This is a genomic window from Aerosakkonema funiforme FACHB-1375 (assembly GCF_014696265.1).
Taxonomy (GTDB): domain Bacteria; phylum Cyanobacteriota; class Cyanobacteriia; order Cyanobacteriales; family Aerosakkonemataceae; genus Aerosakkonema; species Aerosakkonema funiforme_A.
In genome coordinates this window covers 1-22,849 of the sequence record NZ_JACJPW010000127.1, presented here as the reverse complement: position 1 = coordinate 22,849, position 22,849 = coordinate 1, and the positions used below count along the sequence as shown (strand labels likewise).

At 44.3% G+C, this 22,849-nt stretch carries 14 protein-coding genes and 2 pseudogenes; 6 read left to right on the top strand and 10 right to left on the bottom strand.

The window, feature by feature from the left end:
- Together H6G03_RS31815 and H6G03_RS31810 are read left to right on the top strand one after the other, a co-directional pair.
- Positions 1–288, top strand: a pseudogene (locus H6G03_RS31815) (methyl-accepting chemotaxis protein); the annotation flags it as partial.
- 721 nt (positions 289–1,009) lie between these two features.
- Entirely contained in the window at positions 1,010–2,995 is a 1,986-nt protein-coding gene (locus tag H6G03_RS31810) for a methyl-accepting chemotaxis protein (protein WP_190473959.1), read from the top strand.
- A gap of 1,155 nt (positions 2,996–4,150) precedes the next feature.
- On the opposite strand, the pseudogene H6G03_RS39910 reads toward H6G03_RS31810, so the two are convergent.
- The 8 genes and pseudogenes from H6G03_RS39910 to H6G03_RS31765 all read right to left on the bottom strand — a co-directional run.
- Positions 4,151–4,606 (bottom strand): annotated as a pseudogene (locus H6G03_RS39910) (hypothetical protein); the annotation flags it as partial.
- A 60-nt stretch (positions 4,607–4,666) separates the two neighbouring features.
- The gene (locus H6G03_RS31795; RefSeq protein WP_190473958.1) at positions 4,667–5,011 is read right to left on the bottom strand and encodes a slr1659 superfamily regulator; all 345 of its coding nucleotides are present in this window, start codon (positions 5,009–5,011) and stop codon (positions 4,667–4,669) included.
- A gap of 40 nt (positions 5,012–5,051) precedes the next feature.
- Positions 5,052–5,636 (bottom strand): DUF6272 family protein, encoded by a 585-nt coding sequence (locus H6G03_RS31790; protein WP_190473956.1) that lies wholly within the window; start codon positions 5,634–5,636, stop codon positions 5,052–5,054.
- 88 nt (positions 5,637–5,724) lie between these two features.
- Positions 5,725–11,124: an AAA family ATPase gene (locus tag H6G03_RS31785; RefSeq protein ID WP_190473954.1), complete on the bottom strand. Its 5,400-nt coding sequence runs from the start codon at positions 11,122–11,124 to the stop codon at positions 5,725–5,727.
- A 130-nt stretch (positions 11,125–11,254) separates the two neighbouring features.
- A complete protein-coding gene (locus H6G03_RS31780; protein WP_190473952.1) occupies positions 11,255–13,291 on the bottom strand; it encodes an adenylate/guanylate cyclase domain-containing protein in 2,037 nt (678 codons plus the stop codon).
- Positions 13,292–13,325: 34 nt separating this feature from the next.
- Entirely contained in the window at positions 13,326–14,468 is a 1,143-nt protein-coding gene (gene dprA / locus H6G03_RS31775) for a DNA-processing protein DprA (RefSeq protein WP_190473951.1), read from the bottom strand.
- A 102-nt stretch (positions 14,469–14,570) separates the two neighbouring features.
- Positions 14,571–15,230 (bottom strand): DUF2301 domain-containing membrane protein, encoded by a 660-nt coding sequence (locus H6G03_RS31770; RefSeq protein ID WP_190473949.1) that lies wholly within the window; start codon positions 15,228–15,230, stop codon positions 14,571–14,573.
- Positions 15,231–15,519: 289 nt separating this feature from the next.
- Entirely contained in the window at positions 15,520–16,107 is a 588-nt protein-coding gene (locus H6G03_RS31765; RefSeq protein ID WP_190473947.1) for a 2-hydroxychromene-2-carboxylate isomerase, read from the bottom strand.
- Between the two features lie 194 nt (positions 16,108–16,301).
- Between H6G03_RS31765 and H6G03_RS31760 the strand changes: the two genes are divergently transcribed.
- From H6G03_RS31760 to H6G03_RS31750, 3 genes are all read left to right on the top strand, one after another.
- A complete protein-coding gene (locus H6G03_RS31760) occupies positions 16,302–17,672 on the top strand; it encodes a sensor histidine kinase (protein WP_190473945.1) in 1,371 nt (456 codons plus the stop codon).
- 379 nt (positions 17,673–18,051) lie between these two features.
- Positions 18,052–18,906 carry a DUF2267 domain-containing protein gene (locus tag H6G03_RS31755; RefSeq protein WP_190473943.1) on the top strand — a complete coding sequence of 285 codons (855 nt, stop codon included), beginning with the start codon at positions 18,052–18,054 and terminating at the stop codon, positions 18,904–18,906.
- Positions 18,907–19,072: 166 nt separating this feature from the next.
- On the top strand, positions 19,073–20,071 hold the full coding sequence (locus H6G03_RS31750) for a hypothetical protein (RefSeq protein WP_190473941.1): 999 nt from the start codon (positions 19,073–19,075) through the stop codon (positions 20,069–20,071).
- 46 nt (positions 20,072–20,117) lie between these two features.
- Here H6G03_RS31750 and H6G03_RS31745 read toward each other — a convergent pair whose 3' ends face one another.
- Together H6G03_RS31745 and H6G03_RS31740 are read right to left on the bottom strand one after the other, a co-directional pair.
- The gene (locus H6G03_RS31745; RefSeq protein WP_190473939.1) at positions 20,118–21,089 is read right to left on the bottom strand and encodes a tetratricopeptide repeat protein; all 972 of its coding nucleotides are present in this window, start codon (positions 21,087–21,089) and stop codon (positions 20,118–20,120) included.
- A gap of 163 nt (positions 21,090–21,252) precedes the next feature.
- On the bottom strand, positions 21,253–21,918 hold the full coding sequence (locus H6G03_RS31740) for a sigma-70 family RNA polymerase sigma factor (RefSeq protein WP_190473937.1): 666 nt from the start codon (positions 21,916–21,918) through the stop codon (positions 21,253–21,255).
- 203 nt (positions 21,919–22,121) lie between these two features.
- On the opposite strand from H6G03_RS31740, the gene H6G03_RS31735 reads away from it, so the two are divergent.
- A complete protein-coding gene (locus H6G03_RS31735; protein ID WP_190473935.1) occupies positions 22,122–22,718 on the top strand; it encodes a VOC family protein in 597 nt (198 codons plus the stop codon).
- The last annotated feature ends 131 nt before the right edge of the window (positions 22,719–22,849 follow it).

Sequence of the window (22,849 nt, the reverse complement as noted above, 5' to 3'; positions counted from 1 at the left end):
TTCAGCCATCAGGTCGGATTTCACGTCGAACTGGTGGGTCGCATCAGCCAGCAAATTACGCAGGCGATCGAGCAAGTGCAGAGTCTGACACCAGAATTTGAACGGGTCAGTCAAACTGTAGAAGCACAATTTGAGGGGGCGCAGCAAATTAGCGTGGCCATATCGAAGTTAAGTCAAGCGTCCCAGCAAACTGTGGCATCTTTACAACAAACTAATCAAGTACTTGACCAATTAGATAATACCGCCCAAGTATTGCGGGGAATTATCTCCAGTTCAGTGGCATCTTGAGGAGATCGTCGGACGTATCGTTTGAGAATTAGCTCCGTGGCATTGTGACCTGATAGTTAGAAAGTATAAAAAAACTCCTGTTGTGTCCGTATCAAATGTAAACTGTCTGTTGAGAGTCTCTGCAACAAACGTTTCCTGAAAATATGCTAATCTTACCTTGCTCAGATTTCGCTTTGGTACCACCTTCGTGCTTTCGCTATTTGACACTCCTCGACCTAAAGGTACGAGGATTCTTGGGCTGAATCCTGCCGCCACTAAGTAAACTTAGCTTTGGTCTTACAGTTTCATGTCTAGTCGGACTACACCTTTTACAGCAAGCACTCTTTAGGACTACTCCCCAAGCGTGAATTTCCGTATGCCCTACGGTATTTAATTTCTATTGTCTCCCACCTATGCCATATGTTTTTAGAGGGCAGTGAGGCATTGGGGCAACCCATTCGGATTGGTAGCATTAGTCTTTATCCAGCGAGTAAGTTCGTATGCCACAACTACATCTTGTGTTCCGCTGGCGTTCAATTTTACCAAAAGCCGTCGTAAAACGACGGGTTTTTCAACCCAATTTTTCGAGAAAAGCGAAATCTACTCAGATAGTCGAGAATAAGCGTTCGTAGTGGAAATTTTCGCAACATTTTGGCTGGCTGGCTATCTTTCATTCCCCAACGGACAGCACCACATAGTTACTGTCTATATCCGCTTGAACTGGTAAAGGAGTTGACTGAGCATGGGACTTCGCAGACAAATTGTGCTGACTGTAATCTCTGGGATCGCAGCGACATTGCTTCCGACTGTTACAATTATGACCTGGACAGCCCGTGAGGCATTGCTAGAAAAAACAAACGCAGATGGCATTCGGATTGCCAAGTTGTTTGCGCTCAGCGCTCAGTTTACCAAAGATATTCCCGATCGGGTGGAAGAATCGATCGCGGATCAGATGGTTGGTCAAGCCGTAATTGCGGCTCACCTAGTTAGCATTGCGGAAAAGGCTGGGCTATCTCCACAAGCGATCAATGCCCACCTGAAAGCGATTACAGATGCCAGCATTGTGGATGAGTTTTGGATTACGGATGAAAAAGGGCATTCCTATCTCAGAAATTTAGACGTTGATTTCACCTTTAGTCCAGACCCGAAAAAACAACCCCAGGCATCTTTATTCTGGCCTTTGCTCACAGGCGAAAAAACTGTGGTTATTCAGGAGGCTCGTCGGCGGGAAATCGATCGCAATATTTTCAAATATGTGGGAGTGGTAGGGATTGACAAACGGCGAATTGTGCAGGTTGGCAGTAATGGGGCACTGTTCGATCGTCTCCGCCAGGAGTTGGGCTTCCAGAACTTGATCGATCGAGTGCTGGACAAAAATAGCGTACATGGAATTTGGGTAGTTGACGATCGGCTCAACGTTGTAGCTGCTGGCACAGTTGCAGGATGGGAGAATAGCCAGAGTCTCAATGAAGTCGATCGCGCACTGATCGAGCGAGCTATAAGGCAAAAGCTTTCCCAGAGCGAACTGCAAGGAAAATATCTTAGAGTTGCAACACCATTAAGCGATTCCGATCGACAGTCTCTTGGTGCCACACTGATCTACTTGCCCCTTGAGTCTGTCCAAAAGACAATTCAACAACAGCTAGGGCGGGCAGTTGCCATCTCAACCGGAACTTTACTGTTCGGATTGCTGATCTCTTACTTTTTGTCTCGGTGGCTGATGCAGCCCATTCAGGAGTTGAACGAAGCAGCAAAGGCAATCACCCAAGGAAATCTTGACACGATGGTTAAAGTAGATCGAACTGATGAATTGGGACAGTTGGCGCAAGTCTTTACTCAGATGGCTCAAACTGTTAAGGTTCGGGAACAACAGCTCGCTTCGGTAATTGACCAAGCCAAGCAAGTGGCGATCGAAAATACCTTATCCACCACGCAAATTGCTGTGGCTGGCAAGCAGTTAGAAGCCACCGTTGTACAGCAAGCTGCATTTGCCAATCAAGTGAATACCACCGCCCGTGCTATTGCCAACACTTCCGGGCAATTAGTCAAAACAATGGAAAATGTCGCCCAAAAAGCGACTGCGACGGCACAAGTAACCAGTAGTTCTCAAAAAAGCCTCGCCAAAATGGCCGACGCGATGGGGGATTTAGCTTCAGCAACTAACGTGATTTCGGCCCGACTGCGGGTGATGAATGAAAAAGCCAATAACATCAATAGCGCCGTCAACCGAATTTCGGACGTAGCCTATAAAACTAATTTAATCTCCCTCAACGCCGCGATTGAAGCGGAAAAAGCCGGGGAGTACGGAGCGGGTTTTGCGGTGGTAGCCAGAGAAGTGCGACGATTGGCAGATAACTCGGCGGCAGCGTCCCAAGAAATTGAAGAAGTGGTCAAAGAGATTCAATCTTCTGTTTACAAAGGCGTCATGGAAATGGATAAGTTCAGCCATCAGGTCGGATTTCACGTCGAACTGGTGGGTCGCATCAGCCAGCAAATTACGCAGGCGATCGAGCAAGTGCAGAGTCTGACACCAGAATTTGAACAAGTCAGTCAAACTGTAGAAGCACAATTTGAGGGGGCACAGCAAATTAGTGTGGCCATATCGAAGTTAAGTCAAGCGTCTCAGCAAACTGTGGCATCTTTACAACAAACTAATCAAGTACTTGACCAATTAGATAATACCGCTCAAGTATTGCGGGAAATTATTTCCAGTTCGGTGGCCTCGTAATCCCAAATGCGCTGCGATTATTCTCATTATTCAAAGGTGGGGTAATAGGAGAAAAAGATTGTGGCTGAAAAAGAAAGTAGCAGACCCGGATTTGGTATCGTCGGTTGCTATATACTCTACAAAACGAATGACAAAGCAACACACAATTGCAGATTTAGGGTGCGTTAAGGCAGTGTAACGCACCCTAAAAAACGATTAGGGCTGACTGCTGAAATTAGAGCGTTGCTGTTGGTATAAACCCAGAATTCTCTGACTGTAGTCGGCTGCTCTTTCGCTATTGTAAAGATTGGCATCGCCAGTTAACCACCAAGCTGCGACACGTTGGACAGCTAATGACTCATCGTTACCGATGGCGCGAAACTGCCTGTTGAGTTCGCGTCGCATAATACAGGCGACCGTATTGCGTGCCGCAGTTGCATCGGCGTCAAATTGTGCAGGTGTCAGTTCCCGTCCGACACATTGTTTTGTCCAGCTGGGAATAATACCGGGCGTGACTTGCCATGCGCTGTAAAGTCCATCGTTAGGTTTGACTTTGCCAGCTACAGCGACGCGCAGCGCTTCCACCATTGCTGCTACTTGGCTATCGGAAACTTCTACATTTGATGATGAACTAGCTGGAGATAGACTAGATGGTGGAACGATCGTCGATCGCTGTTCGGAAGCGCTAGAACCGCGTGCCTGCTGCTGGTAGAAACCGACAACTTTCTCGACATAAGCAGCAATTGCGCCACTGTCGCATCCTGTAGGTTTGCCACTCATCCACCAACAAGCAGTACGGCGGACTGCGGCGGTTTCATTTCGGTTAGCGGCGCTAAATTGGCTGTTTAACTCTCTTTGCATAATACAGGATACGATCGTTCGCGCCGCCGTTGGGTCAGACTCGAATTGTTGCGGCGTGAGTTCCTGTCCGATACATTGTTTAGACCAAGTGGGGATAATTTCTGGTTTGATTTGCCATTGGCTGTAAAGTCCATCATTCGTGGTAGGAGTGCGGGGTGCAGCTAACCGCAAAGCTTCCACCATTGCCGCTACTTGGTTGTCGGAAAGTAAGGCAATGGATGAAGATGAAGGGGTAGCGGTTTGAGTTTGAGTGTTTGCTGACGAACGCCGATGAGAAGATGGGCGTTGCGCTGGCGGGTTAGTTCCTGGCGCTGATTGCTGATAGAAACCGGCAACTCTTTGCACGTAAGTAGCAGTTGCACCGCTACCACAACCTCCGGCGTTGCCAGTCATCCACCAGCACGCCACGTTGCGTACAGATGCGGTTTCGTTGTTGTTGGTAGCGCGAAACTGCTTGTCTAGTTCCCGTCGCACGATGCAGGCGACGGTGTTGCGTGCGGCGCTTGCATCAGACTCAAATTGAGCGGGGGTGAGTTCCCGTCCGACACATTGTTTTGTCCAGCTGGGAATGATGCCCGGTAAAACTTGCCACTGGCTGTACATCCCATCATTGGGACGGTTGGGTGGTGCTGCTTGGCGCAATGCTTCCAGCACTGCATTCACTTTGGCATCGGAAACTTGTGCTTGCGCTGGTACTGTCCACAGTCCGAGGCTGGCAATCAGTCCGCTGAGCAGTAGATGTTTGGCTTGCCCGATAACTTGGAAACTCATAACCGATACTCAGTTTTAATCCGACTGTTCTTACCGAAGATTTACTATACACTTTATCTACTATTCCCATTGCGGGGTCAAATTAGGTAGCAATTTTTTCCAGTTATCCAAAAATTTTTCCTGCCAGGGTATTAGCTTCGAGGCTTTAACTACTAGGGCAATTGATTTTTTCTTGCGAATTCCAATCACAAATCTTGACAATACACTCGTTGCCGAACTGTCTATAAATTCTAGAGCCTGTAGGTTTATTGTCATCATCGGCAATTCTAGCGCCAGCGCCTCATTAAGTAACTGCTCTATAGCTTTGTAGTCAGCGATTGTCCCTTCCCGCAACAAACCCTGAAAATTCACTGTTGTCGTTTCTGCCTCGTACCATACCCTGTAGTCATCAGTTTTAACTTCCATTCTCTTTCAGCCTGCTATTTATCGTTTAAATAATCTACCATCAGTTGGTTGCTAACTGCACCATTGTGGTAACGCTAGTAATTTCAGGTTCTTTACTAACTGTCTCAAATTTCCAGCCCAATTTAGCCTCATAATCATTAAGGATGCTCAAGAAACCTAACTGCGATTCCTCACTCTTCTCTTCAGCGCCTTTTTCCAACTGACGGAAATAGAACTCAGTAACATCAGAATCGCTCAGCTCGTTAATAAAGTTATTCAACTTATCTAAAGTTTTTTTATTAACGCAATTTTTGCTGACAAATACCAAATTGCGTTCCAGCAAGTAAATCGCAAATCTAAGGGGATATTTGCCTAATTCGTAATTATATTTTATCGAGTTTTCCAACAACTCATTAGCAATGTAATTAGCAGCGCTTTTAAGTTGGAGTTGCTTTTGAAAAAAAAATATATCTTCTTCTTCTTTAAATGTAAAAAAATTTGCTAAATATTCAGCCATAAAAGCCATAGATAGATATCTTGTTTGCTTGCGCTTTGTCATGGGTACAGCGTGCATAAAAAATTCCATCATAAATATTTTACTATCATCCAATACATCTTCTATGAAATTTCCAATTATTTGAGACATAGGCATTTGAGATAATGTTAGTTTTGAGTGTTGTAAAAATTAACAAATGGGAACAAAAGCGAATACTTGAAGCCAATTAGGCAAATATTTACTTTTGTTTTAGCACGACTAATGTAATATCGTCAAAAATCTTTTGGGAACCGATATGCCGCCGCAGATCATCAACAATCGCTTGTCTAATTTCTGCTGCGGAAAAAGAGTGGTTGCATTTGACTATTTCGCATAAGCGTTCTAGTCCGTATTGGTGGCGATCGATATCGAACGCTTCTGTAACTCCATCTGTATATAATACTACCACATCCCCTGAATTGAGTTGCACTTCTTCGGACGAGATAAAATCGGCAATATCCTCCTCTAAAGCAATGGGAAAGCCGAGATTTCGCGTATCGATTCGCTCTAATTCACCGCTAGCACGCACGATGATTATCTCTTCATGTTGACCGCTAATTCTCAAAGTGCCATTAGCGTAATCTAGTAAAGTTAGAGTTAAATTTCGATAGGGATTGATTCGTTGAGCGTTGCCATAAATTGTGCGGTTGAGAATGTCTAGAAATTGCACTGGGTCAGTGCGATCGCTTTCCTGTAATGTTCTGACTGCGGTTTGCGTCATCAACATCAATACCCCACTTTCTAACCCATGTCCAGTGACATCGCCAATGCCTATTTTGACTTTGCCATCTCGTTGCAGTATATCATAATAATCCCCGCCCACTTCATCGGCTGGTTCCATAAATCCCGTAATTTCTAATCCTTCAATTGATTCTAATTCCGATTGTTTGGGTAAAATCATTTGTTGGAGTTGTTTGGTAACTTCTAGCTCAGATCTCATACGGAAATTTTCTGCTTTGAGGAGTTCATTTAGAGCGGTGATTTCCTGATTTGCTTTAGCGAGTTGGGCGGTGCGTTCTTTAACTTTGTCGTCTAGAGTTTGATAGAGTCGGGCATTTTCAATCGAGATAGCAGCTTGTCCCGATAACAGTTGTAAAACTGACAATCTATTTGGTGTAAAAGCGCCTGTGGTCAGATTATTCTCTAAATAAACAATACCGCTGAGTTGAGAGCGATCGATCAATGGCGCACATAAAAGAGATTTAGTTTGGTGCTGTTTTATGTAAGGGTCATTAGTAAAATTACCCTCACCAGTAGCATCATTCAAAACCACTGTTTCCTTCGTGCGGACAACATAATTGATAATTGCTATTGGCAGACGATTCTCTAGAGGAATTGATTGCAATACTGTGATGTTATCCGAATCTACCTCTCCACAAGCTTCAATCTGCAACTTGCCCTCAGTTTCCAAAATTAAATATCCAGTTTGCGCTCCTGCATTTTCCATCAAAATTTTCATTAATTTGGTAAGTAATTTATCCAGCAAAATTTCGCCAGAAATCGCTTGAGAAGCTTTCATTACAGTGGCTAAATCCAAAGCTGAGGCTGACTGACTACCAGTTGTAGTAATGTTAGGGTTATTTATCGTATGGCTAAAAGTAAGGTTGTTCGCTGGAGATGATTTAGGCAATAAATACGGGTACTTTACTTCCAAATCCTCTACCTTTGCCTTCGCTCCCCAGCGCACATAGCCGTAGTGAGCCTCTTTCATATAAGTTTGGGCAAACTTATCCATACCACGCGCTTGATAAAACTTTGCCGCTAACTCATAAGCTAATGCTTCCTCTTGGATAAATCCGTTATCTCTTGCTCCTTTAATAGCTCGCTCGTAAAAATCCATTGCTGCCACAACTTGCCCCAATACTCGTGCTTTCTCAGCCTCTACTAAATCGAATTTATGCAAAAAATTCATTGGGGCATGATGCGCCCATTTCTGCATCTTTTCTTGGTTAAGATTAATCCGATTCAACCAAGCCTCTTGCTCGGAATTTGAACCATCAGCAAATACAGCTAAATGCACGAGAGAATCATAGAAATGAAAGATAGGTACAACGACCATTGCGATTACACCATCTAAATACTCTTCTGCTCTCAAAGCATTTTCTATGGCTAGACTATATTCACCAAATAGATAACTTAAAATAAGTTTATTTAAATAAAGCAAGTGCAGTCCTAATCGGTCATTTGCTTGCATAGCAAGGGGTAGCCATTCCTCCTCGTTGTAGGCATCACCGATTAAAAAGCGAGGATTTTTAGACCGACCCAGAAGGTTAAGGACTGCCTGCCGAAACATTGCCACCCAATTAAAAGGGTTTTCCCGCCTAATTTGACGGATGGCATTACCGTAGGTCGCCATCTTACCTTCTAAACTCGTAAGTTCGTGACCGATAAAATATGAATGATCGCAACAAAAAAATGCACAATAACCAGCAAATTCAAATTCTCCGGTTTCCACTCCGTTTTGATAACCTTCACTCACAATTGGTAGCGTTTCTTTGAAATGTTCTTTCCAGTGCATTACGTGAGCGCCTAATACTTCTAATGCCCTAGATTTACCCCTCTTGGGATTGAAATGTTCTACTAAATTTAAACTCAATTTACCAAATTTATAACCCAATTCAATATCTTGAATAACTCCACATAGAATTAATCCATAAGCCGCATAACTAAATGCAGACCAAGTGCAATGACCAAATTTAATCGATAAATCAACCATTGATAACACAATTAGTAACATAAGTTCAGGAGCCGCTATATAGGCGGCAGCACTTATACTTGATAGAATATAGATAGCTGCCTGCGGTTCGGGTTCGGTAATTTCTGGCAGGTTAATTAATGATTCGATTTCTTGCCCGACATAGAGTAAAGCAGTTTCCTGGAATGCTTTTTGAATCTCCAATTGGGTGGGCTGTTCTGGTAATGTCAATCCTAACAGTTTCAGGACTTGCAGACCGATCTTAATTGCTTCTTTAAAATTGCCTTGCGCTCCTGCTGCTTGAATTTTTACATCATAAACTTTCACTTTTTCTAACACTGTTTTGGTACGGTTTAATAGTACCAAAGCCAATTTCTCCATCTGCTCGAAATCACCACTCAAATACGCTGCTTCTGCTGCTTCCTCATACAGCGCTAAAGTTAGTTCATAATCACTTTGCCAACTATCTGCACTCAGCAGTTTTAGCCCTGCATTTAAATACGCGATCGCACCTGCATAAGCCGCTGCTGCTTTCGCTTTTTGACCCGCCATCAAATTCAGTTTTACTATTTCATTTTGTTCGGTGCGATCGCTCACCAATTCAACAGCCAAATTGAGATGATCGACGATCTCAAATACCTTATCTGACAAGTTCGCCGCTGCGGTATTCTGCAACAGTAACCGACCAATTTGTAAGTGAACGACTTTCTTCTGAGACTGATCGATGAGAGCGTAAGCTGCTTGTTGTACGCGATCGTGCAGGAACTTGTAATCTTGGATTAACAGATTTGCATCTAACTCAGATATAGGCAAAATTAAACCGGACTGAACGGCTACGATCAGATCGGAAAAAACTACTTCTTTAGATTTTTCGCAGACAATAGAAATAGTGTTTAAGTCAAAAGAAGCACCAACACAAGAAGCTAAATATAAAATCTGCTGCGTAGAAGATGGCAGTTTTTTCAACTTACCTATCATCAATTCCACTACATTGTCGGTAATATTTTGAGAGTCAATGCGTGCGATATCCCACTTCCAAGCATAACTCTGAAAATTAAACTCGATTAGGCGCTCGGCGTGCAATGTTTTGAGAAACTGATTCACAAAAAACGGATTTCCTCCCGTTTTTCTCATCACCAGTTCTGCTAAAGGTTTTACCCGCTCGATATTATCGTGTAACGTATCCGCAATTAAGCGGGTAGTATGTTCGATTTTTAAAGGAGATAAGGTAATAAAATTAATAGTGGCTCCCAAATTACGCAACTTATCCAACGTCATCATTAAGGGATGTGTTGGGCTGACTTCGTTATCCCGATACGCTCCAATCAAAAATAAATATTGCATATCCGTATCCGTCATCATCAGTTCGATTAACTTGAGCGTGGCAGAGTCTGCCCACTGCAAATCGTCAAGAAAGATAACGAGGGGATGTTCTTTGGCACAAAATGCCCTAATAAACTTTTGGAAGACCAGATTAAAACGATTTTTAGATTCAGATAGCCCTAAATCTGGCACAGGTGGCTGCTTGCCCACAATCAATTCCACTTCTGGAATTACATCAATAATAACTTGACCGTTCTCACCAAAAGCAACTAAAAGTTTTTCTCGCCATAAATTTAGTTGTGCTTCGCTTTCTGTTAACAGTTGTCGCACCAATTCTTTAAAAGCGCTTACTATGGCAGAATAGGGAATATTGCGCTGAAATTGATCGAATTTACCTTCTGTGAAATAGCCGCGCAGTTGGCTATTAGGCTTGTGAATTTCGGCAATCAATGATGATTTACCGATGCCAGAGTAACCCGCCACCAACATCATCTCGATTTGGGATTTGGTATTTAGGATTTGAGATTGACGACCATTTTTTTGACTTTTGGCTTTTGATTTTTGGCTTTCCCCAGCTACTCGCTCAAATGCTGCTAATAAAGTTTCAACTTCTGCCTCTCGTCCGTAGAGTTTTTGGGAAATTTGAAATTTATCAGAGATATCTTTGGCAGCAAGGGGAAATGCAGAGATATTTCCTTTTGTTTGTAACTGAGTCAAACATTCTTCTAAATCCGCTTTGATTCCCCAAGCACTTTGGTATCTCTCTTCCGCTGTTTTCGCCATCAGTTTCATCACTATATCTGAAACGACTTTCGGAATTTTTTGGCTTTTATTAAGTTCATCATTTTTTAATTTTGACTTTTGAATTTTAAATCGATCGGGTGGTACTGGCTGTTTGGCAATATGACAATGTACCAATTCCAGTGCATCATTGGTTTCAAAAGGCAGTTGTCCGGTTAGTAATTCGTAGAAGGTGACACCGAGAGAATAAAAATCTGTGCGGTAATCCAAATAACGGTTCATCCGTCCGGTTTGTTCTGGGGAAATATAGGCGAGCGTACCTTCTAAAATGTGAGGATTTTTTAGGGTGGGATTTTCCCGCGTTAATTGTGTAGAAATACCAAAGTCGATGAGTTTTAAAACTCTGGTTTTGGGGTTATAAGCAATATTGGCAGGATTTATATCTTTGTGGATAACATTGCTACTGTGAATATGTCCCAACGTCTCAGTTATTTTAATAGCGATCGCCAGACATTCTGTTAGCAGCATCTGTTGTCCCGCCGCTTTTGATTTGTTCATCAACTGTTTTAAAGATGATGCGCCAAAATCCTCCAAGATCATCACCAAAGTTCTCTGTAATGGTTCTAAACTATAAACTTTAATTACCCCGTCCAGATTCAGATGTCTGGTAATTTCATATTCCTGCTTGTAGCGGGTAAGTTCGGAAGCTGTTGGATAGTCTTCTTTGAGGACTTTGAGGATAACAGGTTGATTGTCTTGTTGTCGGATAGCGCGATAAACTAGGGAATTGGTACTTTCGTAAACTTGACTGAGAATAAGGTAACCGTCAATCTTAAGCATCTTTTGTCTTCTTGTGTGTGGTATACTATAAATGCACGCCTTGTAATTATTGTCAGCTAATAAAAAAGCAAAATATGAAATATATTTTAACAAATTCATCATCTATTGTCTAGTTTTTATTTATTCGCTTTTATTTAGGCAATGATTTTGCAACTAACCAGTAAGTTATCATTTCTCCCCTACCTTTAACAGAAATTTTGCCGCGTTTCTCGAACTTATAGCGATTTTTTAACTTTTCGTAAGTTGCTGAGGTGACTTGAATCTTGCCCGGTATACCGGATGATTCCATCCTAGAAGCAACATTGACAGCATCTCCCCAGAGGTCGTAAATAAATTTTTTCATCCCAATTACACCTGCTACGACTGCTCCAGTATTAATACCAATGCGGATTTGTAATTTTTCGCTACACTTCATTTGAAATTGGTCGATCGCAGCTTGCATATCCAGCGCCATATCCGCAATAGCTTCTGCACTATTTTCTTTAGGAACAGGCAATCCACCTACTACCATATAAGCGTCGCCAATCGTTTTGATTTTTTCCAAACCATGTTTTTCTGTGAGTTCGTCAAACTTAGAAAAAATCTCATTGAGCAAATTAACTAATTCAGTTGGTGAGATTCGCGCCGACAGAAGAGTAAAACCGACAATATCGGCAAATAAAATAGTGACTTCATGGAAATGTTCGGCGATCGCACCTGGATTTTCTTTCAATCGCTCGACCATCGCCTCTGGCAAAATATTGAGTAATAACTGTTCTGACTTTTCTTGCTCTTTTTGCAGATCTGACTGGGCTTGCTTGCGCTCGGTGATGTCCCGCGCCACCAAAATCGCCGTTTCAGAAGAAAGCGGCGAAATCGTCTCGGCAAAGCAAATATCTTTACCTCCTATGGGCAAACTATATTCAATTTCAACGGTTTTTTGTGTGGAAACCGCTTCTAGGATCGCTTGGAGAATCAAATCTGCTTCGGCTTCCGGTAAAGTTTCGTGGACTTTCCTGCCGATCGTTTCGGTTGCAGGTTTGTACAAATTCATCGTATTTGTAGGGATAACATTGAGGCAACGTCCGGAAACATCCCGAACTACTACCGTATCGGTCATCGCCGCAAACAGAGCTTTCATTTCTGCTTGGACTTTCTTCTGTTGCAGCACCGTTCCCGACTGGGCTGCTACCACACTAACTAACTCGCACAAGCGCTTGTCGTCCGAACTACTTGAGAGAGCGAAGAAAACTAACACCGCCAAAACAGGAGATTGAGAACTCAGCAAATAACTGCCCTGTTCTTCTGGCTGCTGTATATTGCCCATAGGAACAATAGGTACGCCAAAAGCAGCTTTTAAGTCGCATTGTGTCGCCAGTTCTAATCTTAGGAGAGCATCTTCCATTTCGTTGAAATCGTTAACGCAGGCGGATTGTCGCGTTGACCAAACTTTGCCGGGAATTTCTTCACCGGGATAGAAAGTGAGAACTTCGCTGTATTCTCGGAAACGTGCGATCGCATCTACCAGAGTTGGGTCAATCTTTTCCCGCTGACAGTACCAACGAGGACTGCATATTAAAGCTGATGTATCGGTGGTGGGAATCCAAGCTTCGCCGTAAATCCAATCAGTTGTTTGGCAAACTTGCTGCAAGATAACTTCTAAGGCGGTATCGAAATCTGTGGCAGTACTAATCGCTTGAGCCATTGTTAGCAAGAGTCGAATTTCTTCTTCAGCTTGTTGGCGTGCTTTGATTTCTTTTTCTAGCTGTGCTGTTCGCTCTTGTAGCGATAAACGCTGACGTGCGATCGTCAGTTGATTTTCCACGCGGGCGATCACCTCTTCAGTTTGAAAAGGTTTGGTGATGTAGTCTATGCCACCGACAGCAAAGGCTTTGATCTTATCCATTACCTCACTGAGAGCGCTGATAAAAATCACCGGCACATCACGAGTTTGTTCCGAAGCTTTCAGTTTGCTGCAAACTTCATAACCGTCCATCTCCGGCATATTAATATCGAGCAAAATTAAATCAGGCAGCGCTGTCTTTACGGAAGTCAATGCAATCTGACCTGACCTAGCCTTGCGAACTGCGTACCCTCGCTCGGTCAGTATTGAAGATAAAAGGCGAAGGTTGTCCGGCGTATCGTCAACAAGTAAAATATTTCCTTTCTGCCTCTCTTGAGCCTTCATTAGACATTTATTGTGAGATTTACTATTCAAATTACTAACATTTTTGATATCTCATTCCTGGCAATTGAGTTACCAACCCCATTAATTCCAACTGCAATAAAGCACTCGAAACCCCTCCTGCCGGTAAGCCAGCTTTTTGTACAATTAAATCGAAGGGCGTAGCTTCTGAAGAAATTGCCTGCCAAACTTGTTTTAATTCCGGTTCTAAATCCGGCATTGGCGGTGCATTTGACGCCTGGGTTTGAGCAAATAAAGGTAAAGAAGCAAAATTTTCCGTATCCGCAGGCGGCGTCGCGCCCAACATTTTTAATAGTTCCTCAAATTCAACAGGAATTGCTGTCGCTCCTTTGGTTAATAAATTCAAACAACCGTGGGATTGATAATCGTCCAAACGGGCAGTCAGCACGTAAACATCTCGACCGAAATCTTTAGCAACGTCGGCAGTAATTAAAGCACCAGATTTTCTGGGTGCTTCCATCACTAAAACGGCGCGACTCAAAGCTGCAATAATTCGATTGCGGGCGGGAAAACGAGTGCGATCGGGTGGGGTACCAGCCGAATATTCGCTTAAAAGCAAACCATTTCCTGTTATTTGTGCGGATAAATTGCGATTGCGCGACGGATAAATAACATCTATCCCAGTACCAAAAACCGCTATTGTCCGTCCACCCGCCTCTAAACAGGCACTATGCGCTTCGGTGTCAATTCCCTCCGCCATCCCCGAAACAATTGTAAATCCTTGTTTAGCTAAAGCGGCGCTAATTCTGCGCGTCCAACGGATACCGTATTCGGAAGGTTGACGAGTCCCGACAATTCCCACTGTTGCTGTTAAACCTTGATTTTCTTGGGTTTGCACTTTTCCCCGGTAATGTAGCACTGGTGGAGGATTGGGAATATCTCGTAACAAACGGGGATAATCGGCATCTGCTGGTGTCCAAAAATAAGGGTTTTTCTGCTGGTATTGTAGAAGAAATTGAGCGGGGTCGAGTTGCGATCGCTTTCCCTCCACTGTCACCAATGTTTTAACCCCAAATCCCTCCACTTGTCGCAATTGCGCTGCACTTGCTGACCACGCCCCCGCCAGATTACCAAAGTGCTGTTGGAGTCGCTTCAGTAAAATCGGCCCTATTCCCGGAATTTGCGACCAAGCTAACCAATATGCGCGTTCTTCAAGCAATTGCCTAAATTACTCCATTTCTTGCTAACACAGATAAACACATTATCTGCGTTTATCTGCGTTTATCTGCGTTTATCTGCGGTTGCAACATTTTAGAGATCGCTAAGCTGGAACAGAAGGCTTTTGTTTGAGATATTCAAAAACCGACTTATCCCCAATATCAGCTGGAATTGCTTGCATAGTTTTCCGCACCGCAAAGACGAGGAAAAAGATCGCCCAAATTAGCAGTAATATCGGCTTCATCTCCATCGGCAAAAAGCCAAACAAATGTCCCAACAGCAGCAAAGGAACCAGTGGTGTCAGCACCTTTGTTTCCAGTCGGTTAAAGCAAAAAGCTTCTTTGAAATAAATTCCAGTCAATGCTGCAAAGGTAAAACCAATTCCCAAAATAGCAAGTGGATGGTGGTAAACAGTCAGCGCCAAAGGTTCGCCACTTTGCACCGCTAGTACAACAGACGCCAAAACGCCAACCGCCCAAAAAATTTGCAGCCCTCGGTGCAGCTGTACCATATATATATGGATGGTGGCTAAGCTGACGCCCAACGCCACGCAGAAACAGGCATATAGCAAGGTCAGTGCGTTCAAAATAGTTGGGGTAGCGCCCTGAGATAGTAGCAGCCAAGTCCCCAAGCCAAAGCTTAATGCTGCTACCATTAAGCCAGCGCGGTAGATGATGACGCCCGTGCGATCGCTCTGGGTAATTGTAAACTCTCCAAACTGTCCTTGGTAAACTATCGGTTCGGATTGCTGTATTTGAGTCATTATTTTCTCCGTTTTCCTTCTGAAATAATAACGCAAGTTGCTAGTTATTAATTTTAAATCTGTAGATCCTTCACCAGATGGAAGTATTTTGGATTTTGAATTTTAGATTGGTTCCATCTTGAAAGAGCAAAGCTTGAAATTCGTGAAAATTTTTAATGATTCCCATTGAAATGGGAGGCTTTACAGCCCTTTTTTTGGCCATAAAGCAGAGTTTTGGCGACGATTGTTAATTTTATCAATCTGAAGCACCCTACTTAATCTTCAAGAAACCGGGGTTCTATATACCGCACTAGCTTTTTAGTGCTTGCTCAACAAACATCAGACGATCGTTTCCCCAATACATATCGTCGTCAATGAAGAAAGCTGGCACGCCGAAGACGCCCCGCTTTACCGCCGCTTCCGCATCCGCAGCAACCCGATCTAAAATAGCCGGATCTGTAACGGCGGCGGCAACAACTTCGCTATCCAAACCTACTTCAGCACCCAGTTTTCCCAAGACTTGTGCATCCGCAATATCCAAATCTTCTACAAAATAAGCTCGCATTACTCTGTCAATAAATTCCGGCAATTTCCGACCATCTTTTGCAGTTAAAGCAGCCGCCGCACCCGGAGTGCTATCGATCGCTAAACGAGACGGCACGTTGATGGTGACGCCGTAATATTTGCACCAATCGAAAATATCTTTAACTATGTATTTAATTTTAGCTGGCACATCCTTGGGGCCAGGATTGCCCGAAACTTGCATCACTTTGTACAAATCGATGACATGATAATTAATGTTGCATTGAGTACGTTTTGCTAATGCAGTCAGTTGGGTATTGGCAAGGTAAGCAAAAGGGCTGCTAAAACTTAGGTATACGTCTAATGTCTTGCTCATTCTGGATACTCTCGATCTCATACAGAATCCGTTGCGATGACCTTTTTTATCTTAACCGACTGTAGAGACGTTTCACGAAACGTCTCTACAACGTCAAACCCGCTCAAATACACGTAAATGTTCAAATATATGAGCATCATTTGCTACAGTAATTTGACATCGCATAACATAATTGAAATTTGAAATCAATAATTATGTTTCAAGCAACTCGCCGCCGCCTCGCTATTTGGTATACAACTGTCACGGCAGTTTTGCTGCTGCTGTTTGCGACTGGTGTTTATCTATACGTCCGGAACACATTGATCGAGCGGGTGGATGATACGCTCAATCATGTGGTGGAAGTGGTTGTGCGATCGCTCGCGATCGAAGCAGTTTCCCCCAACGATCGCATTAACAAATATCGCGTTAACGTGGAAGCCAGTTTTCGCGATAACGCCGATACCGTAGAAGACGATCGCATCGACCTGGAATGGTTCAGTCCTACAGGTGAATTGCTGTGGTCAACCTTTGATGAACCGCTAAATGTTCCCATTCGCGCTAACCGCACGGTCGAAACCGTTCGGTTAGCTAAGAGTCAAGAAACTCGCTTCCTCACGCCTTCACCACCTCCTCTACTGCGCCAAGTCACACAAAGAGTGCAAATGGGACGGCAAGTACTGGGATATCTGCGCGTCAGCCATCCTTGGTTTGAAGTAACAAAACCCAGCCATCAATTAATACTAGACTTGAGTTTGGGTATTAGCGCGATGGTGATTTGCGTTGGTGCGATCGGCTGGTTGCTTTCTGGCTTGGCGATGGAACCGGTGCGCGAATCTTACCAACATCTCAAACAATTTACATCTGATGCTTCTCACGAACTCAGAAGTCCGATCGCCATGATTCAAACAAACGTACAGGTAGCCTTGGCAGACCCGGATCGCTCGTCCGAACAACATCAACAACAATTAAAAGTGATCGAACGACTAACTCAGCGGCTAGGGCGTTTGGTCGATGATTTATTGTTTCTTGCCAGAGAAGATAGCGGCATCGTACAACCTCGCTTTTCAGCCTGTCCTCTCGACGCTTTGTTAATGGAAGTTGTAGAAGAACAGCAACTGCTTGCTGCCGAAAAAGGTATTAAACTCGCCTTAGATTTGGTGACTGCACAAATCAGCTTTCCTGACGAAACAGAAGAAGACTTTTTTACATTCCAAGCAGATTGGGATCGGCTGGCGCGTCTGTTTACAAATTTAATTGGTAATGCGCTGCAATACACGCCGATAGGGGGTAAAGTTGATGTGGAATTGCAAAGAATTATACGCCGAGGGAACCATCCGCAACTGCAAGTTAAAGTTATCGATAGCGGTATCGGTATCCCAGAAGACGCACTGCCTCATTTATTCGATCGATTTTTTCGAGTCGATCCCGCCCGCACTCGCGGTAAGTCAACCGGTTCCGGATTGGGATTGGCGATCGCAGCTGCTATTGTCGAAAATCACCACGGTCATATTCGGGTTGAAAGCGTTGTCGATCGAGGCACAACCGTTACCGTTACTTTGCCGCAATACCGACTGGAAACACATTAAACATCTCCAAAAATTCTTGTGGGGTAGGCATCTTGCCTGCCTTTGAGATTCTTTTAGAGGAGATGTCTAATAGACATCTCCAAAAATTCTTGTGGGGTAAGCATCTTGCCTGCCTTTGAGATTCTTTTAGAGGAGATGTCTATTAGTTATTGGGGGATAGGGCATTGGGCATCGTCGCCGGGAGTGCATTCTTTATTTTGAGCTTTGGCTTTGAAAGTTTAATTTTCTAATTTCATCTATCAAAAGTTAGTTTTTTATTCAAAAAGATGAGCAAAAAAATATTAGCATTTTGGAATGCCTCCTGTGACAGAGGCAAGCTGGGAACCTTTCAGATTAGGCTCAAGATCGACGTTGGAAATGGGAGCTTTTTAATAGTTCTATGCCAATTGGATTGCGAGAAGATATTGCCTACATTCTGCTGAAAAAAATCGACGAAACCGATAGCAGTCAAGGAATGCACTCGGTTAACTTCACCGAGACAGACTTTGCTGGTCGAGAAATAACCCCCGTAGATTTTTTGGGCCACCTAGATTACTTAAATCAAAAGGGATACATCAACGCCGAGTTTAGCGGCAATGCCTATGCAAATCAGGAAGATGTTCCCGATGCGGTTAATCCCAAAGAATTCGATCTCAGAATTGCCAACTCTTATGGCGCAGCAGATGGCCCCTTGCCCCATTTAATTACCTTTAAAAGGGCAGAGCTAACGGAAAGAGGCCGCAAAATGCTGGAAAAAATGGAAGCAAATCCTCCTCAAGCTCTCAGGGAAGGGCCGACAGTACCTATCGCTACCAAAGATATGCCGTTCCTTGAGAAAGTGATGCTCAAGGGCAATTTGTCAGATCCTTTTGATGCCAGGGATATTACGGAAGTCGTGTTCCGCACCATGCGCGACATGATGAGTACGGAAGCTGCCGATCGCGTGGCGAACGAGCTGCACGAAGAAGCGCTACCGACAAAAGACAAAGCGCTGCAAAACGAAGTGGCAGAACTTTGGAAAGATACCAATCCGATCGTCAGCTTCTTAAGTCGAGTTCGTCCTCCTCTGATTATCAAATCCGATACGTTTCTCTTCCGGATCGCTCAAGAAGCCGGTTTACAACCGGACGTACAACCGGAAACTGTTGTTAAAGCAGTGTTCTCAGCGACCAAGGACGAATTGTCTCAAGAACGAATTCAAGAAATCGCGAACTTCTTGCCGGACAAGATTCGCCAACTGTGGGAACAGGCTTAGCTTTTTGAGTAGCCAAAAGTAATAGATAAAAAGGCAAAAGTAAAAATATGCGATGGATTTAATTTTTGCCTTTTACTTTGTTTCTGCCAGTACCGCGATCGAATATTTGCCATTTGGCAAAGAAAATATCCATTTAGTCAAAATTTACTCAAAACAAAGGTGAATCATGAGTCAACAAAAACGACAAATTAAACAGCAGATCGGGTTAGTGGGAGCTATTTTTGGTACCTTAATCCTGAGCTTACCGGCGATCGCGCAAACGAATCAAAGTCCTCGCGATCCGCGATCGGGTACAGGCAACAATGCTGTGTGTTCTGCTGATACAAGCGACACCAATATAAATCGCGAAGGGCCATCTTCTGTCAACAGCAATAGAAATACGCCAACGCCAACTAACGATGTAGAGACGCGAGATTCGCGAACCGATACTACCACACCGTCTTCTGCTAATAGGAATAGAAACACGCCAATTACGGGTACCGATAACTCATCGACCAGGATGGGCAATACGTCATCGGGGACAGGAAGCGATCGCACTTCTTCCAGTAACACAGATATAGAACGCCGGACTCGCGAAGGCACTTCTTCCGTCAATAGCAGTAGAAATACGCCAACAGAAGATAGCGCTAACTCATCTGTTGATGATACCAACTCTTCGTCTGCGTCTACCGATGCCATGTCCGATCGCGATCGTAACGCCATACGGACTGGTGACGAAGCTAATTGCAGTACTGATGGCAATAACACCAACATCAACCGCGATAAGCAACTGCGTCGCAACGATTACCAAATGATGCAGCAACGGCGCAACACCACAATTATTCCGCCTACCCCAGAACAGAGACAAACTACCAGTGCGATGGTCAGACCCTCCAACGGTGCGGTGAATGTTAGGCTGGTGAACGAAACCGGAGCTGACATCGTTTACGAAGTAATTGGCGAAACCAATCAAAGAAATCTACAAGGTGAATCCTACGTCAGTTTAGAAAGTTTGGATACACCCACGACCATCACTTTTTACCGTGCTGATGGAGGTTTATTGAGAGTTCGTCCCCAAGCTGTTGCCCCAGGAGTACTGGAAGTAAGGTTGGCAGCAACAACAGATTTGGGCGCAGACAGGAATGCCTTAACCGTTCAACCGACTGGCGGCGTTTATGTGAACTAACCAAAGCTAGGGAATTGCAAATTTGAGATCTTAAATTTGCAATTCTCTAAGGGATTTCCAGCACTTCCCCCAGGAGAATTGCTTCAGCTTTAGTATCCCTCAAACTGCGAACCAAAGCGATCGCCCGCCGGTAAACGCTGCGGGCATCGCTATATTTGCCCAGATGCTGATAAAGTTGAGCCAGAGATCGCAGCGATCGCAGTTGTTGGTGAGAATCATCTGCATCTTTAGCAGTCGCGATCCGTTGCTCCAACAATTCAATCGCACGGGTATACTGTCCTACAGAAGAGTAAGTTGACACCAAACCGTCGATCGCCCGAAATTGATTGGGCCGATCGAGCGCTAACTTTGCAACACTCAACGCCGCACCGTAAGCGCCTATTGTTTCCTTAAAATTATGGATCGCTGCGTAAGCATCGCCTAAATTATTTAACGTATTTGCTTCGCCGATCGGATCGCCAGCGCGAGTTCGATAAATGGCAGCTTCTTCGTAAAGTTTAATTGCTCGATTGTAATCGCCGTTACCGCTTGCCACCAAACCAAGATTATTCAGCGATAAACCGATACCTGCCGGACTATTCACGCCACGGGCAATTGTCAGCGCCTCCTCAAATGTTGTCCTTGCAGCAGGCAAACTGCCACGTCGCAGCAGCACTGTACCGACATTATTTAAGCCAAAAATTTGACCTTGCAAATCGTTATTTTCGCGGGCAAAACCCAGCCGTCTTCGCAACGCATCTTCTGCCCTGTTGTAGTCACCTAAAGCAACATAAGCCAAACCCAAAAAATCGTAAACTTGACCTTGGGATTGCACATCGCCAATGCGATGATAAATTTTTAACGCCTGCAACCAGTAGGGAATAGCTTTATCGAAATTGCCTTGTCGTTGGGCTTGCCCTCCCCATCGTACCAGGCGATCGGCTTCATCCCGAAGTTCGCCTTGAGTGCCGTTGTTTCTGGGGATGTTCAGTTGTTCGTTTAGGTCAGCCGCACCCAAAACGAAAAAGTAAAAAGGCAAAAGTAGAAAAATGCAGAATTTACGCACTTTGAGAAAGGAAAGAGGGGGAGAGTGGGCTAATAAAAGTCAAAAGTCAAAAGTCAAAAATAAGAGGGAAGAGGGAGAAGAGAGGGGAAAATGGAAACAGGAAAAATATTAATTTTTTCGCTGCCCGACTCCCTCATCATAAAAGACTCGGAATATCAATTTCAGAATCTTCTTCTACAGTTTCCTCTTCACCTAAATAAATAGCACGAATATCGGCAGGCAAAGTTTTTTGTAATTCTTTTAACCCTGTCTGTAGCAACTCTCTCACCTCGGTAGGAGAAAGCGTTTCTCCCTCTGCTTGCAGATAAGCGGCGATTCGAGTTTCACTCCAGTGGAAACTCTGAGACATCACTACAATTAACCGCTGAAGAGGAGGTATCATATCTAACGCCTGCTGGGTATAACACCACAAAGGCGGCGAAGCAGCCTCCAACGAGTAGTGAATTGACTCCACTGGTGGCACTTCCGCTTGATTGATACACAAAGCGGTAATATTGATGAGCCAGTTTTGCAGATTAAAACTCTCCGTCTCCGATACCGCAGCGCCCCGTAAATCGAGTTCGCCTAAAGCATGGTAGATATGTCGCCAGGTGATGGCAAACAAGTAATCGGCTTGGACAGGCGATCGTCCGGAGTGTGCAATTAAGGTATAGACGATCGGACTGTAGCGACAGAAAATCGCCGTAAAGTATTTTCCCTCTTCGGGATGGCGCTGAAACAGGGTCAGCAGTTCCCCATCGCTGTGATGAGACAGCGACTTGACTAAGGGATGATTGCTTTCTATAAAATGAGGAATTTGCACAATAGTTTAACCGCTACTTTGCTGAGTTACGCTCGCGATCGATCACCATACTACACTAGGGACTGAGGGCTAGAAAAAGTCAAAAGTCTCCCAATCGGCAGTCTCAAGTCTCCCATCCACTTGGTAGACTGAAAAGACATAAGATGGTAAGTATATGCTGACAAGTACGGTAGGTACAACCGATCTTTCACCCCTTAAAGTTCATGGTTCTAGCAGTTAACGTTATTCCTTCTCTGCCCTTGCCCTCTTTATTAGGTTCATTTTTGCCCGCCCTGCCTCTGGATAGCCTATTTTCCACCCAAGGCATCATGGTGATGCTGCTGGTAGCTTATGCAGGTGCCATGTGGATGTTCCTCACCAGTGCGCCGAAAGTCCATACAATCATGGTGTCGGATTTGGAAATCGCTCGGCAGTTTTATGAAGGTCTGCTAGATCTGCCAGCGGCGGAAGTACCTTTGCACTATTATTACAACTACGAACAAACTCTGGGTGCTACTAGCATAGACCCGCTCTACCTCTCAGCCAATCCCAGCCTCTCCACCACCAAAGGGTTGAACGCACCAGAGGGTCTTTGGTATCAGTTAAAGAAGAATACCCAGTTACACGTTATCTCTGGCGCAAGTTTGGGGCAAAAAGATCGGCAACGTCATGTGTGTTTCGATCGCGACTGTTTGGAACAAGTGCTGCTGCGCGTGCAAGTTCGAGGTTTGAAACACAAAATTCGCCGCGAAAAACCGCTGAATTTTTTGGTCAAAGATGTCGAAGGTCGCGTCATTGAATTGGCGGAAGCTTCTAATTGAGGGGTTAGGGATTAGGGGCTAGGGGCTAGGGAAGAGCGAAGAGGGAAGAGGGAGGAGGGTAAAGGGAAAATATTAATTCTTCCGCTCCCCCACTCCCCCGCTCCCCCGCTCCCCCGCTCCCCCACTCCCCC

Bases quoted from the DNA above. Each gene is read 5' to 3' on its own strand.
- H6G03_RS31755 (WP_190473943.1), top strand. From the start codon at position 18,052: ATGCCAATTGGATTGCGAGAAGATATTGCCTACATTCTGCTGAAAAAA.
- H6G03_RS31765 (WP_190473947.1), bottom strand. From the start codon at position 16,107: ATGAGCAAGACATTAGACGTATACCTAAGTTTTAGCAGCCCTTTTGCT.
- H6G03_RS31770 (WP_190473949.1), bottom strand. From the start codon at position 15,230: ATGACTCAAATACAGCAATCCGAACCGATAGTTTACCAAGGACAGTTT.
- H6G03_RS31750 (WP_190473941.1), top strand. From the start codon at position 19,073: ATGAGTCAACAAAAACGACAAATTAAACAGCAGATCGGGTTAGTGGGA.
- H6G03_RS31780 (WP_190473952.1), bottom strand. From the start codon at position 13,291: ATGAAGGCTCAAGAGAGGCAGAAAGGAAATATTTTACTTGTTGACGAT.
- H6G03_RS31810 (WP_190473959.1), top strand. From the start codon at position 1,010: ATGGGACTTCGCAGACAAATTGTGCTGACTGTAATCTCTGGGATCGCA.
- H6G03_RS31760 (WP_190473945.1), top strand. From the start codon at position 16,302: ATGTTTCAAGCAACTCGCCGCCGCCTCGCTATTTGGTATACAACTGTC.
- H6G03_RS31795 (WP_190473958.1), bottom strand. From the start codon at position 5,011: ATGGAAGTTAAAACTGATGACTACAGGGTATGGTACGAGGCAGAAACG.
- H6G03_RS31790 (WP_190473956.1), bottom strand. From the start codon at position 5,636: ATGTCTCAAATAATTGGAAATTTCATAGAAGATGTATTGGATGATAGT.
- H6G03_RS31735 (WP_190473935.1), top strand. From the start codon at position 22,122: ATGGTTCTAGCAGTTAACGTTATTCCTTCTCTGCCCTTGCCCTCTTTA.
- H6G03_RS31785 (WP_190473954.1), bottom strand. From the start codon at position 11,124: ATGCTTAAGATTGACGGTTACCTTATTCTCAGTCAAGTTTACGAAAGT.